We start from the raw sequence: 14,625 nt of genomic DNA, 5'->3' as shown, positions 1-14,625 counted from the left end.
TTGTATGTCTAATAATATCGATCGAAATACCAGTGCCATTACTGTAACTAACCTCAATAAAACTGTCGTGACCCAAGAGGGAGAGTTGACTATCCTCAACGGCATTAATATAGAAGTCAAGCAAGGAGACAGTATCGCCATTTTGGGACCATCAGGTTCAGGTAAGTCGACACTATTGGGTTTACTTGCCGCATTAGATACACCTACCTCTGGTGAGATAGTGTTGGATGGGGTGGCATTATCCGGATTAAATGAAGAGCAAAAAGCAGCGCTTCGTAAGCAAAAAGTCAGTTTTATCTTTCAGTCATTTATGCTGGTTGATACCTTAACAGCGCTTGAAAACGTTATGCTACCCGCAGAGCTTGCAGGGGTCAAAGATGCCAAGCAGAAAGCCCAAACCATGCTCAATCGCGTTGGTTTATCTCATCGATTAAATCATTTGCCTAAACAATTATCGGGTGGTGAACAGCAACGTGTGGCTATTGCCAGAGCTTTTATTTGTGAACCCAAAGTGCTGTTTGCAGATGAACCAACAGGCAACTTAGACAGTGTGAATGGTGATAAAATTGCTGATATGTTGTTTGAGTTAAACCAAGAAAGTGACACCACGTTGGTGTTAGTGACGCATGATTTACATTTAGCAAAACGTTGCGCACGCCAATTAGTGATGGAAAATGGCCATTTGTCAGAACCATACGCAGATAATCTTAAGGCTGCCCATGTGAGCGCGGAACCTGTTGCGGAGGTTAATTAATGGAGTGGCAAATTGCGTGGAGATTGTTTAAACGTGAACTCGCTCAAGGACAATTAATTCTTATTGTGTTGGCTATTACGTTAGCGGTGTTATCCGTGACCGGGCTAGCGCGGGTTAGTGAGCGTTTACAAGTGGCCATTAATGGCGAAGCCTCTAACTTTATTGCCGCCGACCGTATTATCGACTCACCGGTTGAACTTGATGCACAAGTCCTTACTGTTGCCAATGAGCTAGGCCTTGCCCACGTCACTAACATGCAATTTAACTCGATGGTGTATTCGGGCGATAAATTTCAATTAGTGACCGTTAAAGCGGTAGGTGATGGTTATCCGTTAAAAGGCGATATAGAACTGAGTAACGGTGTCACTCGAGCATTACCAAGCAAGGGGCAAGCATGGTTTGAAAATCGTTTAGGTGGTTTGCTTGGCTACCCAAAAAGCATTGAATTGGGCAATAGTGAGTTATCGCTAACCGAAGAGATTAGTCGTTTACCGGATGCAGGGTTTAATCCGTTTGCGTCCTCACCAGTATTACTCATACGTTTAGATGATGTGGCGGCGACAGGTATTATTCAACCTGGTAGTCGGGTGACGTATTTATACCAATTTACTGGCGATGCAGAGCAGCTAACGGCCTTTGAACTGCAAGCTAAACCTTTGCTCAATAACAGCCAGCGTTGGGTAGATGTGCAATCGGGAGATTCCCCGATCGCTTCAGCTGTGCAACGTGCGGAGCGCTTTTTGCTGCTAGCCAGTTTACTCGGTATTGCATTAGCGTGCGCCGCGATTGGTATTGCAGCGCAGCGTTACTGTCAACGCCACTATGATGTTGTGGCCATGCTGAAAACCTTTGGCGCTTCAGGCAAGCAAATTCGGGTGTTATTCGGGCTGCATTTGTCGTTAGTGACCTTATTGGGTATTGCACTGGGTTTATTGGGCGGGTTATTGCTCGACATTGGCATTACGGCATTTTTACCACCAGAGATAGCCGCTTATTCTCCACCGTATTTACGGCCTATTCTATTAGGTGTAAGCACGGGGCTAATCAGTGCATTTATGTTTTCTGCTTATCCGTTAATGCGGCTGTTAGCCATTCCGCCGTTAAGAGTATTGCAGCGCCAATTAGAAGGCCTGCAGCTGGGCATGTGGCTCCATTTATTATTAAGCTTGGCCGCGATGGCCTTGTTGGGGTATTTGTATTCAAGAAGTTTAGCATTGACGATGACAGTGGTACTTGCGGTGCTGTTGTTAGGTTTTTTACTCAGTGTGCTGGGCTTTGTGATGATCCGTTTCGGTCATGGCATTGGCATGAAAACCACCAATCCTTTCCAACTAGCATTAGCTGGGCTTCGCCGTCGTGCTCGTCAAAATGCTGTGCAATTGGTTGGATTTAGCAGTGCATTGGTATTATTGCTCACCATCTTGGCCTTGCGTCAAGATTTACTTAATGAATGGCAAAAGCAGTTACCTGAAAATGCACCTAACTACTTTCTAGTGAATATAGCCCCTGAGGATGCTAAGCCATTAAATGACTTTTTAAGCCTAAATCATATTAACGCTACTGATATTTATCCTGTGGTACGTGGCCGACTCACTCATGTTAACGACGAGGAGTTGATTTCGGGCAAACAAGCTGAAAGCGGAGCTGAAGGGCGAGTGGGGATTTCTCGCGAACTAAACTTAACCTATCGAGATACTTTACCGCCAAATAATAAGCTGCTTGAGGGCAAGTTTAATCAAGCTGCGGATGATGTTTCGGTTGAGTCCGGTGTCGCAGATAGACTAGGCGTTATACTTGGCGACAAGCTCACTTATAGCATCGATAATCAATCCTTTTCGGTGAAGGTTGCCAGTATTAGACAGGTTCAGTGGGAAACCCTACAACCTAACTTTTTCATGATTTTTACCCCTGAAGCGTTGGCGCCATTTGCCTATACCTCGATGGCCAGTTTTCACCTTAATGATGCGCAATTAGCGGCTGATGGTAGCTTGCTGAGCGCCAATCAAGTGGTATTGCAACTGATCCAACAATTTCCAACGATATCGATTATTGATGTTGGGGCGATGGTTGAGCAGCTACGGCAAATAATCGATCAAGTGTCATTATCACTATCACTAGTGTTGGCATTAGTGTTGTTGGCCAGTGCCTTGGTGTTGATTGCGCAAACTGAGGCTGGCATGGCTACTCGACAACGAGAACTCGCAGTGTTGCGAACTTTTGGCGCATCCGGTTGGTTACTTCGTGCTTCTACTGGAATTGAGTTTGCTTTGCTTGGTGCAATTGCTGGTTTATTAGCGGTGATTGTGGCTGAGTTTGCTTTATACATGCTAAAAACCCAAGTGTTTGAGTTAGTGGTATACATGCATTGGCCATGGTGGGGCATCACTCCAATCGCAGGCGCGTTAATTGTGGCAATCTTAGGGGTTTGGCGTTGTCGTCAGTTACTCAATAAGTCGTGCAGTGACATGTTAAAAGAGGGCTAAAGTACTTACAAATATTAAGGGAGATGCATTGTCATCTCCCTTTTTTATGTTGCCTTTTTACCTTAGTTGATCACTGATGTGATTACTTTTGACGCATTTTATATTGGGTTGGACAATAAGCCCTATCAATACCTTCAGGTCGCAATTTAAGGTGCTTGGTTTTACGGCCACTAACACGGGCTCGCCAAGACTTAAAGCTATTGCGTTTGAGTGATGAGCGCATGAGTTTAATCACATTTGATTCGTTTAAGCCATAAAGGTGTTCAATAGCTTCAAATGGCGTGCGGTCTTCCCATGCCATTTCAATGATCCTTGAGGTATCGTGCGGTGATAGCATTGAGTTTGATAATGTTTATTGGGTTTGCGCTCTAATACGTTAGTTATCAGCGTTTAGATTAGTGTATTAAGGATTTGTGTTTAAGGCAGATGAATACGTTAAAATATAGAGACAAGCTTTATTGGCCTATATTTTTTTCATTAGTGGATGTTGAACAATTATCTGATCATCCTATTGGCGGACGGTTAAATGCTGGCACCACAGGGTGAGTGCTCATTACCGATGATGAGTGCGGTACATTTAATATTATTTCCCCCTGCCAAGTCGTGCTATAAAATTTATCAAGCCACCTTAGCTGTCGATTACGAGATTGGACAAGCATTTGTTTAATCACTAAATCGTTTTAAGTTGGCTTGCTGTATAATTAAGCTATATTAAAAAGTGCTCGGTGCCGACCACGATAAATGTAGTGGTTAATGTTGTGATGAAAAGTGTTAGTTCTGAATAATTTATGATTTAGTCCACAGGATACATAGTTGTAGAGGCAAATATTGTCGATGGAGCATAAAACACCACTCTCATATCATTTTAAAGACAAACATATATGGTTTGACATGACCATGCTTGTAGCATTGTTTGTTGTTGCAGCCTACGTTCCTCTATTAAAAATTGTGCCTTTAGTTGCCTGTCTAGAGTTATTCAGCTTTTTTAGTTTTCACTTACTAGCAAAACGCAGTCGATTCCAGTTACAGGGCTTTCTGGGAGGATTTATTTCCAGTACGGCAGTTTTTTTACAAATATTAAATGATAAAAAATTTGCATCAACAAGTGAACGTGACTTGCTACTGACATTGTTGTTTGCTTTATGTTCTATGTTACTGGAATGTCTATTTATTATCTTTTTTTTGGCAGACCAATTAGCCTTTATTTTTTATATCCCCTTTGTCACGCAATTATTGTTTTTTATTACGGCGATAATATATGTGCAGATGCAATCCAATTTACTTTTTTTAAGTAACCAGTCAGGGCAACCAACAGTTGATATTGAGCTATTAATTGATCACCCGATAAATTGGAAAAATGTTGCTAAGCTATCTATTTTTATACTCGGACTTGTATATGCTATGCATTTTATCGGCAGTGAACTTGGTTTATCGCGAGGGATCAGTACGTTGCTGGTATCATTTTTTGAAGCTCATGCCATTCTTGTATCGGTGATGAGCGAATGGTCTATGAATCCACAGGATATTGATTTAATAAATTTATTGTTGTTAATTTTACTCGGTAACACCATCAGTAAATCGTACTTGATGTTTAAAGGAAGCAATTTTTCTCACAAATGGATTTTTATTGCAATGATGTTTTTGGGGTTTGCATTAAGTGTCGGTGCTACGTTTTTTTGCTCTTTTTTGCTTGAGTAATGTGTTTGCTATTCTCTCTAATAATACAAACTGCACTTTACGTCTGTGGCATAATACCTCCCACCATTGACTGCATATCTGACGAGACAAAGCATAATATCCGCTTAAGTAGCCAATAATAAATGATTATCCCAAGTTAAGGTTATTTATGCGTCTTGATCGATTTGTTTGTAAAAGTACTGAATTATTAAAGTATGAGGTTATTCAACATATCCATAACGGGGCTGTGCTCGTTAATGGTGTAGTTGTCAGGGATGAAGCTGTTCAAGTTCATGAAAATAATGACATCAGCTTAAACGGTCAAAAGCTTGCTGCTCGAGCGTTTCGTTATATGTTAATCAATAAACCTGCCAATACCCTTTGTTCGAATGTCGATGGTGTCTATCCGTCGCTATTCTCGTTAATTGACGTCGAACGACCATCTGAGTTGCATATTGCCGGACGATTAGATGCTGACACAACCGGATTAGTGCTTATTACCGATGATGGTCGTTGGACATTTGCTATCACGTCTCCGTCTGGGCAATGCCATAAAGTTTACCGGGTTAAATTAGCTAAGCCGATAGCCGCAGATGCCGGAGAGTCTTTTTTACAAGGCATTGCTTTGCAAGGGGAGCAAGAGCTGACATTACCGGCACAGTTGCAAATTATCACACCACAAGAAATATTACTGACCTTAACTGAAGGCAAGTTCCATCAAGTTAAACGCATGTTTGCTGCCGTAGGTAATAAAGTGGTGTCGCTGCATCGAGAAAGTATTGGTGCGGTTAAACTGGATGTAGCAATAGGTGAATGGCGTTATTTAACCGATGTAGAAATTGGTTCATTTAGTCATATACTTTTAAATAAGCTTTAAATTCAGCGCCCCTTAGTATTTGTGTAAAAAGCGCTTTATTGATTATTTTATCATGACCTCACGCATGCGATATTCACCCGTTAATGTCCTTACTTCAGGGTATTTGGCTGAAATTTCATTAGACATTTTTTTATCAGCCTCGCTCCATTTTTTCATGAACGCTTCATACTTCTTTTTGTTAGGCTCCATGTCTGCGCCATTAGCCATAGTAACGACTAATAACATGTTAAAATCACCACTCACTGGTAAATCACTTGCATAGATTTTCCAGTCTTTGATATAACCAAGTTCTTTTTCAATTTTAACCGCTTTAACCCAGCTATTACTCAAACCTGCCAAATATATATCCGCCATATTAGGATCTACTTTAACGGTAGTCATTACCATTATTTCAGTACCGAGATCGTAATCTTGGTAAATCTCCAATCTATCTTTGGCAAATAATGCGGAGCTAAATACAACGCAAGCTAATGTAATTAATAATTTTTTCATTTTATTATCCTTTTTAATAATTAATTATTTTGTTTGTTTTTTGTACAATTTAATCATAGTAAGGAATCAGGTAGAGTCAAGTCACTCTACAATGCGGCATGTTAACCTGGCCGTTTTACGGGAGTGTGTGAGGATGGCAAAAAGTAAATCGTATTAACCACGGGTTTGAGCTGGAATGACACCTTTCTGGTTATATTGTCCTTTTAGCTAAGGTTAGTGGGTAAGGTTATTAAAAATATATAAAACAATAACTTTTTGTTATCATTGTGCCATTATCGGCGGTGACGTTAGTATCCCCATAATCGATGTCGTATAAGAGATGTTCATTGTCGATGCAATGAAGTGTTCAGTGCATAATAGAGGCGCAGCATGTTAAATCAACAATGGTTAACCACATTTATTAAACTTGTCGAAGTAGGGCATTTTACTCACACGGCAGAGCAGCTTTTTATGACGCAACCTGGCGTGAGTCAACACATTAAAAAGCTTGAGCTGCAAGTGGGCGTTGATTTACTGATTCGAATAGGAAAAAGCTTTGAGCTAACTGAAGCTGGAATTGTGTTGTATCAACAAGCATTAGTTTGGCAGCAGCAACAGCAACAAGTTTTGTCGCAATTAGCGGTTGATGATGAGCATGTAGGCGTTTGTCGTTTAGCGTGTTCGGGATCGATGGCGTTGCTTTTATATCCTCACCTTATTGACTATCAGTTGCCATATAGTCAATTACAAATCCATCTGGAAGCGGCGCCCAATAAACGCATTATTGATAGTGTTATGGCCAATACCGTTGATGTGGGCATCATTACGCAGCCGATTAACATGGATGAGCTGGTGGTGACCCCATTAGCTGCACAGTCTCTGTGTCTGGTGTTACCGCAGTCGTACCCACATCAATCGGTTACATTTGAACAACTCATGGAACTTGGAATGGTGAGCCATCCAGATGCGATGCATTATTGGTCGCAAATAGTCGGTCAGTATTTTATTGAAAAACAGGTGTTAGCGTTGCAGGTGCCTATTCGCAGTTACGTTAACCAATTGAACCAAATTCTTGTTCCCGTGGCTAAAGGGCTGGCATTTGCTGTGCTACCACAATTTGCAGTTGATAATTTTGCCCAACAACAGCATATCCGCATAGCATCTTTTGCCACCGAGCAAGCCAACAATGTGGTGGTCAGTGAGCCCTTGTTTATCATTTACAAAAAACATCGGCCACTTGCACGTCGTTATGGACCGATAATCAATAAAATTAAACAGTTGGTGAAGTGATGCCCGTTAGCCCGGTGAATTTTCTCGGTGGTTTAGTGCTCTGAGTTAGCTCGCTGAGTTAGCTCTTAGAATTAATAATGTGTTGTAATGCACTGTTGATATCAGTGAATTGAAACTCAAAGCCAGCCGCTAAAGTCCGTGTGGGTAGTACAAATTGGCCGGTAGTGAGCAACTCTGACATTTCACCCATTGCCAGTCTTAGCGCTAATGGTGGCGTGGTTATTTTAGCCGGACGATTTAACGCACTGCCTAATGCTTTAGCAAATGTTGCATTGCTAACAGGTTGAGGTGCAGTAGCATTGTAAATACCTTGTAAGTTGGTGTTGCTCAGCAAATAGTTAATCAGTCCAATTAAATCATCAACATGAATCCAACTCATACCTTGCTCGCCACTGCCTATTGGGCCGCCTAAACCAAGTTTGAATGGAGGTAGCATTTTTGCTAATGCGCCGCCATTCTTCCCGAGCACAATACCTATTCGAGTAATACACACTCGGGTCTGTTGTGACTGGGCTTGAAGTGCGAGGTCTTCCCATTTCTGGCATATATCATGGCTAAATTCAGTATGAAATCCACTTGTCTCATCGACTGGACTCTGGTCTTGTCGACCATAGTAACCCACCGCTGAGGCGCTAATAAACGTATGTGGCGGCGTAGTACTTTTACTAATAAGCTGAGTTAATTCCGTGGTGATGTCCCAACGGCTGTCGCATATTAGTTTTTTTTGTTTGTTGCTCCAACGTTTACTGACTATCGGTTCGCCTGCAAGGTTAATTACGGCATCTATGTCGTTAAGGTGTGATTTATCAGTAAGTGTTTGCCAGTATTGATGGTGACTGCCAAGATTATTTTTTGCGTTATTAATATTTCGCGTCAATATGATCAGTTGGTGTTCGCTAAGCGATTTAACTAAGCGTTTGCCAACAAACCCCGTTGCACCAGTGATTAATATTCTCATCTAAACTCCCTTCTACTCAGTAGAACAATATACGATGGTAACCTTAAGAAATGATCACAAATTCTGCACGCAACATACTTGTTATTACGGCTTTTGATAGCATAATTCCATCGACACAGAGTCTGCAAAGCGAAGTGCATGGGGTTTATCAATTTCGACACTGGCAAATTCAACCCAATCATGTTCGCTGGCAATGGCGAGAGTTTGATTGGTTAGGTTTTCGAGTAATGAAAAACGATTATTTTCAATCAAAGCAATGATATTTTTAGTAATGGTGCGATAATTCAACGCATCAGTGACATTGTTGCTGTTTCGCGCTTTGTCGGCACAATAATGGATCACCACATTGACGATGACATCTTGTTGGTTATTGATTTCATCTTCTTTAATGCCGATATAGGTGCGTAAACGTAAGTTTTTAATGCGTATAATAGCGGTTTCTGGTTTCATATTGAGTGAGTGGATCCCTAAAAGTTGTTGTAAGCCAATATTGTCATCAACTTATATGTGAATCGACAAAAATATTTAACTTAGTTTGCAATATGTTACTGAGTTTAGCTTAGCATACAGAATCATTTTAATAAGCAATAATAAGGATTTTTAGTTCTATGAAAGGATTACAACAATCGCCTATGGCTGTCCGTAGTTTTGTGGTGATGGCCTGTGTGGTGATCATTCTAGCGGGAATCAAAACGGCCAGCCCAATTGTGGTGCCTTTTGTATTATCTGCATTTTTAGCGGTAATTTGTAATCCAGCCATTGTATTGATGACGCGCTATCGCATTCCTAAATGGTTATCGATCATCTTATTGATGGGATTTATTGTGTTAATGGGCTTATGGCTGGCCAGTTTAGTGGGCAGTTCGGTAACTGAGTTTTCCAAAGAAATGCCCAAGTATCGGGAGCAATTGATTGAACAATTTGCGTGGATCCTTGAAAAACTGCAAGATTTTAATATCCAGATTTCTCAACAAAAAGTACTCGATTATTTTGACCCCGGCATGGCGTTATCCATGACCACTAATATGTTGTCTGGTGTTGGCAATGTGATGGCTAATTTATTCCTGATTATTTTGACTATCGTATTTATGTTATTTGAGGCGCAATCAATGCCTAGAAAGTTTCATTTAGCCCTCGATGCTCCAGATAAGCGTTTACAGCAAATCGATAAATTCTTGCAGTCGGTTAATCAATATATGGTGATTAAAACCCTTGTCAGTTTAGCGACAGCAGTGGTTGTTGGTATCGGTTTGACAATCATTGGCGTTGACTATGCTTTGTTATGGGCAGTCATCGCTTTTCTGTTTAATTATATTCCTAATATTGGTTCTATTATTGCCGCTATTCCGGCTGTGTTATTGGCTTTTATCCAAATGGGCCCAGGGGCTGCAGGTATTACCGGTTTATTGTATGTGGGTACCAATATGGTGATGGGTAATATGGTTGAACCGCGTTTTATGGGCCGAGGTTTAGGCTTGTCTACCTTAGTGGTTTTTTTATCATTGATTTTTTGGGGTTGGCTGCTTGGCTCTGTCGGCATGTTGCTGTCGGTACCCTTAACCATGATTGTTAAAATTGGTCTTGAATCGAGCGACTCGGGCAATTGGCTGGCAATTTTATTGTCGGATGATAATGATGACTCACCCAATGAATCTGCCAATAATGTTAAAGCAGAAGCCGAAATTGCAGCTGAAGATTGCCACAGAGACGACGATGACGAACAGGTTAATAATGACGTTAATAGTGGAGTCAGTAGCGACGTAGATAATGATCATAGCGTGGGCAGTGACACTAAAGCTAAGTCATCAACCACAAATGCATAACCCTATTGATTGTATTTAGTTTATTGAGTTAAGAGAGTGTATGAAAGGTTTTTTACAAATAGTTCCAAATTTGACGTTCGGTGATGATGTTTGCCGTTTATTTCATGGCCGCGGCGGATTATTCGTCGGCGATGAACACCTGTGTTTGGATTGGTATAAACCAGTATTATTGCTCACCAGTTTTAAGATGCTTGAAACCGAGCAACTCAATGAATTAGTGATTGCAGTAAAGGTACTTTGGCAGCAACAACGACCAACTGAAACACTTAATTTGGTGTATCAATACCGTCAAGGTGGACAAACATTCAGTGAGTTATTGCATGGTGAAGTACCAGAACAGCATATTGTGACCGAAAATGGTGCGCGCTTTTTAGTCCATTTATTACGCGGACAAAACCACGGTTTATTTTTAGATATGGCCAACGGCCGAGCATGGGTGAAACAACACGCAAAACATAAAAAGGTACTTAATTTATTTGCTTATACTTGCGGCTTTTCGGTAGTGGCTTTGCAAGGCGGCGCAGATGAAGTGGTCAACATGGACATGAGTAAAGGTGCGTTAAGCATTGGTAAGCAAAACCATGTATTAAATGACTTACCCGCAGGAGCGCGTTATTTAGGCCACGATATTTTTAAATCATGGGGTAAATTAACCAAGCTTGGACCGTATGATTTGATTGTGGCCGATCCACCGAGTAATCAACGTGGCAGTTTTGTGGCCACTAAAGATTATGAGCGCTTATTGAAACGTCTGCCTGACTTACTTGCACCACAAGGTGAAGTGTTGCTGTGCTTAAATGCCCCAGAGCTTGGTTGTGATTTTTTGATGCAACAAGTGGCTAATACTGCGCCACAATTAACTTATGTTGAGCGAATTGCTAATCCGTCCGTTTTTGCCGATATAGATGAACAGAAATCATTAAAAGTATTACGTTACTGCATGAGCTAATTTATTAACGCGTTACAAATAAACCGACAGTCATGTGACTGTCGGTTTTTTTATGCCTGTAAAAAATGCCAAGACATACCTCACGATTAACCCCTTAATGACATCTTAGCCGCGCAAGTTGTTTTTAGTGGCTTATACTTAATGCTAACCAAGGAAATACCTGTTCAAAAAATCGTTAAATAATCCTTCTTTTAATCGGTATTTATGACCGATAACCCTGATCTAGCTAATGATTTATTAAAATTGATGATCTAGATCATATTAACCTTGTTTTACCAATTTGTGAGTATATAGATTGTTACTGCATTAACGATAAAATTCACCGAGTCGTAATAAAGAAGCAATAAAGCGATGATGATTTATTGTTTTTATCCCCACTCTTGGAGGGTCCATGAGTAATGAAACCGAAAGCAAAAAGGGTTTAGAGCTAAAGATTTTTATTTTTTTGACCGTCTTTCTAGCCCCAATTTTATCTGTATTACTGGTTAGCGCACTAGGTTTTACTATCTGGTTTAGCCAAATTTTAACTGGGCCTCCAGGCGCGGGCTAATCCTAAAAATAATAAACAATGTGAGAACGATGTATGAGCAATGAACTTCACGTAACCAGCCTAATTGTCCAAGTACACCCTGAGCAAATGGCTGAAGTAAGACAAAAAATTATGGCCATCAAAAATGCTGAGTTGTCAGCTAATAATGACGTTAAGTTAGTTGTTGTCGTTGAAGGTCCGAGCCAACGATCGTTGATGGATGATATATCAACTATTAATGCCATTCCGGGTGTGTTGACTGCCACCATGGTGTATCACCAAAGTGAAGAGCTTGAAGAGGGTGAAGTATGAAAATGAATAGACGCGATTTTATGAAGGCCAATGCCGCTATCGCAGCGGCAAGTGTTGCAGGATTAGCACTACCTACAAGTGCAAGCAACCTGATCACTAGCTCAGAACAAACCAAATTAGAATGGAACAAAGCACCTTGTCGTTTTTGCGGAACAGGTTGTTCAGTGATGGTAGCCACCCGTGACGGTAAAGTTGTTGCGACTCATGGTGATGCCAACAGCGAAGTTAACCGTGGCTTAAACTGTATTAAAGGCTATTTCCTTTCTAAAATTATGTACGGTCGTGATCGTCTGCAAACGCCAATGTTGCGTATGACTGATGGCAAATATGACAAGCATGGCGAATTCACTCCTATTACATGGGAAAAAGCGTTCGACACTATGGCCGAGCGTTGGAAAGCGACCATTAAAGCCAAAGGTCCAACAGCCGTCGGTATGTTTGGTTCTGGTCAGTGGACCGTATGGGAAGGTTATGCAGCGGTTAAGTTAATGAAAGCTGGCTTTGGTTCAAATAATATCGATCCAAACGCTCGTCATTGTATGGCATCTGCGGTAGGTGGCTTTATGCGTACCTTCGGCATTGATGAGCCAATGGGTTGTTATGACGATATGGAAGCGGCTGACGCGTTTGTGCTTTGGGGCTCAAACATGGCAGAAATGCACCCTATTTTATGGACTCGTGTAACCGATCGCCGTTTAAGCGCGCCACACGTTAAAGTCGCCGTGTTGTCTACCTTTGAACATCGTTCATTCGACCTTGCTGATTTGCCCATTGTATTCACGCCACAAACCGATTTAGCAATGCTTAACTTTATTGCCAATTACATTATCCAAAATGGCAAAGTGAATAAAGATTTCATCAAAAAGCATGTTAATTTCCGCAAGGGAACCACAGACATTGGCTATGGTTTACGTCCAACGCATCCATTAGAAATGAAAGCCAAAAACGTTGCCACTGCAGGTGACTCTACCCCGATTGATTTTGACGAATTTGCTAAATTTGTGGCTGACTATGATGTTGAATCTGTCAGTAAGTTGTCTGGTGTACCAGAACATAAGCTTATTGAGTTGGCAGAGCTTTATGCAGATCCAGATCGTAAAGTGACTTCATTCTGGACCATGGGCTTTAACCAACATACTCGTGGTGTGTGGTGTAATAATCTGATTTATAACATTCACTTGTTAGTCGGTAAAATCTCTACTCCAGGTAACAGCCCATTCTCATTAACGGGTCAACCGTCTGCTTGTGGTACAGCACGTGAAGTGGGTACATTCTCACATCGTTTACCTGCGGACATGGTAGTGACTAACCCTGAACACAGAAAGCGCGCCGAAGAGATTTGGCATATTCCGAGTGGTATTATTCCACCAAAACCTGGTTACCATGCAGTAGAGCAAAACCGTCGCTTAAAAGATGGCGATTTAAACTGTTACTGGGTACAAGTGAACAACAATATCCAAGCAGGCGCCAATATTAACGAAGAAGGTTTACCGGGCTACCGTAATCCTGAAAACTTCATCGTAGTGTCTGATGCATATCCAACTGTTACCACCCAAGCCGCCGATTTAATTTTACCAACAGCAATGTGGGTCGAAAAAGAAGGTGCCTACGGTAATGCTGAACGTCGTACTCAATTTTGGCATCAAATGGTTAAAGCACCAGGCGAGTCACAGTCTGATTTATGGCAGTTAATGGAATTCTCTAAGCGTTTCACTACTGACGAAGTTTGGCCTGCAGAAGTGTTAGCTGCTAATCCTTCGTTTAAAGGTAAAACCTTATATGAAGTGCTTTATCTCAATGGCAATGTTGATAAATTTCCATTGGCAGATGCTGATCAAAAATACTTAAATGATGAAGCTAAGCATTTTGGTTTTTACGTTCAAAAAGGTTTATTTGAAGAATATGCCACCTTTGGACGTGGTCATGGTCATGATTTAGCTGACTTTGATGTATACCACAAAGAGCACGGTTTACGTTGGCCGGTGGTTAATGGCAAAGAAACCAAATGGCGTTTCCGTGAAGGGTCAGACCCATACGTTAAAGCGGGTACAGAATTTGAGTTTTACGGTAAGCCTGATGGCCGTGCAGTTATTTTCGCATTGCCTTACGAGCCTGCTGCAGAGTCACCAGATGAAGAGTTCGATATTTGGCTATCAACGGGTCGTGTGCTTGAACATTGGCATTCTGGTTCAATGACACAACGTGTACCTGAACTTTATAAAGCCTTCCCTGATGCAGTGTGTTTTATGCATCCTGAAGATGCTAAAAAGCGCGGTTTACGTCGTGGTGATGAAATTAGAATTGTTTCTCGTCGTGGTGAAATTAAAACCCGTGTTGAAACACGAGGACGTAATAAGCCGCCTGTTGGCTTAGTGTTTGTGCCTTGGTTTGATGCCAGCCAGCTCATTAATAAAGTGACGTTAGATGCGACAGATCCTTTGTCAAAACAAACTGACTATAAAAAATGTGCTGTAAAGATTGTTAAGGCTTAAGGAGACAGAC

General features: G+C 41.3%; 14 protein-coding genes. 10 read left to right on the top strand and 4 right to left on the bottom strand.

Annotated elements, in window-relative coordinates; translation table 11 throughout:
* Nucleotides 1-4: 4 nt before the first annotated feature.
* Together AAEY99_RS11005 and AAEY99_RS11000 are read left to right on the top strand one after the other, a co-directional pair.
* On the top strand, nt 5-754 hold the full coding sequence (locus AAEY99_RS11005; protein WP_162022734.1) for an ABC transporter ATP-binding protein: 750 nt from the start codon (nt 5-7) through the stop codon (nt 752-754).
* The gene (locus tag AAEY99_RS11000; RefSeq protein ID WP_351010496.1) at nt 754-3,237 is read left to right on the top strand and encodes an ABC transporter permease; all 2,484 of its coding nucleotides are present in this window, start codon (nt 754-756) and stop codon (nt 3,235-3,237) included. Before AAEY99_RS11005 ends, AAEY99_RS11000 begins: the two co-directional genes overlap by 1 nt.
* Before the next feature lie 82 nt (nt 3,238-3,319).
* Here the strand turns inward: AAEY99_RS11000 and AAEY99_RS10995 are convergent, their stop codons facing one another.
* Entirely contained in the window at nt 3,320-3,574 is a 255-nt protein-coding gene (locus AAEY99_RS10995) for a TIGR03643 family protein (protein WP_351010495.1), read from the bottom strand.
* 497 nt (nt 3,575-4,071) lie between these two features.
* Between AAEY99_RS10995 and AAEY99_RS10990 the strand changes: the two genes are divergently transcribed.
* Together AAEY99_RS10990 and AAEY99_RS10985 are read left to right on the top strand one after the other, a co-directional pair.
* Nucleotides 4,072-4,935, top strand: a complete 864-nt coding sequence (locus AAEY99_RS10990; protein WP_351010493.1) for a DUF4010 domain-containing protein — start codon at nt 4,072-4,074, stop codon at nt 4,933-4,935.
* A gap of 148 nt (nt 4,936-5,083) precedes the next feature.
* Entirely contained in the window at nt 5,084-5,791 is a 708-nt protein-coding gene (locus tag AAEY99_RS10985; RefSeq protein WP_351010491.1) for a pseudouridine synthase, read from the top strand.
* A gap of 42 nt (nt 5,792-5,833) precedes the next feature.
* Here AAEY99_RS10985 and AAEY99_RS10980 read toward each other — a convergent pair whose 3' ends face one another.
* The gene (locus AAEY99_RS10980) at nt 5,834-6,283 is read right to left on the bottom strand and encodes a hypothetical protein (RefSeq protein WP_101087898.1); all 450 of its coding nucleotides are present in this window, start codon (nt 6,281-6,283) and stop codon (nt 5,834-5,836) included.
* Between the two features lie 369 nt (nt 6,284-6,652).
* Here AAEY99_RS10980 and AAEY99_RS10975 point away from each other — a divergent pair, with 369 nt between their 5' ends.
* Nucleotides 6,653-7,552 carry a LysR family transcriptional regulator gene (locus AAEY99_RS10975; RefSeq protein WP_101087901.1) on the top strand — a complete coding sequence of 300 codons (900 nt, stop codon included), beginning with the start codon at nt 6,653-6,655 and terminating at the stop codon, nt 7,550-7,552.
* 58 nt (nt 7,553-7,610) lie between these two features.
* Here the strand turns inward: AAEY99_RS10975 and AAEY99_RS10970 are convergent, their stop codons facing one another.
* Nucleotides 7,611-8,510, bottom strand: coding sequence for a TIGR01777 family oxidoreductase (locus AAEY99_RS10970; RefSeq protein ID WP_351010489.1), 900 nt, complete (start codon nt 8,508-8,510; stop codon nt 7,611-7,613).
* A gap of 84 nt (nt 8,511-8,594) precedes the next feature.
* A complete protein-coding gene (gene folX, locus AAEY99_RS10965) occupies nt 8,595-8,960 on the bottom strand; it encodes a dihydroneopterin triphosphate 2'-epimerase (protein WP_101087907.1) in 366 nt (121 codons plus the stop codon).
* 158 nt (nt 8,961-9,118) lie between these two features.
* On the opposite strand from folX, the gene AAEY99_RS10960 reads away from it, so the two are divergent.
* The 5 genes from AAEY99_RS10960 to napA all read left to right on the top strand — a co-directional run bounded on the left by AAEY99_RS10960 (nt 9,119) and on the right by napA (nt 14,615).
* Complete coding sequence (locus tag AAEY99_RS10960; protein ID WP_182743739.1) at nt 9,119-10,333, top strand: AI-2E family transporter; 1,215 nt, start codon at nt 9,119-9,121, stop codon at nt 10,331-10,333.
* A gap of 40 nt (nt 10,334-10,373) precedes the next feature.
* Nucleotides 10,374-11,282, top strand: a complete 909-nt coding sequence (locus tag AAEY99_RS10955) for a class I SAM-dependent methyltransferase (RefSeq protein WP_351010487.1) — start codon at nt 10,374-10,376, stop codon at nt 11,280-11,282.
* Between the two features lie 391 nt (nt 11,283-11,673).
* A complete protein-coding gene (locus AAEY99_RS10950) occupies nt 11,674-11,832 on the top strand; it encodes a periplasmic nitrate reductase, NapE protein (RefSeq protein ID WP_011638006.1) in 159 nt (52 codons plus the stop codon).
* 33 nt (nt 11,833-11,865) lie between these two features.
* Nucleotides 11,866-12,123, top strand: a complete 258-nt coding sequence (locus AAEY99_RS10945; protein WP_011638005.1) for a chaperone NapD — start codon at nt 11,866-11,868, stop codon at nt 12,121-12,123.
* Nucleotides 12,124-12,125: 2 nt separating this feature from the next.
* Nucleotides 12,126-14,615, top strand: a complete 2,490-nt coding sequence (gene napA, locus AAEY99_RS10940; protein WP_101088208.1) for a nitrate reductase catalytic subunit NapA — start codon at nt 12,126-12,128, stop codon at nt 14,613-14,615.
* Nucleotides 14,616-14,625 lie beyond the last annotated feature (10 nt).

Origin of the sequence: Shewanella sp. S1-58-MNA-CIBAN-0166 (genome assembly GCF_040310085.1) — a bacterium.
GTDB lineage: Bacteria > Pseudomonadota > Gammaproteobacteria > Enterobacterales > Shewanellaceae > Shewanella.
Note: the sequence above shows the minus strand (reverse complement) of the source record. Positions and strands in the feature narration are given on the sequence as shown.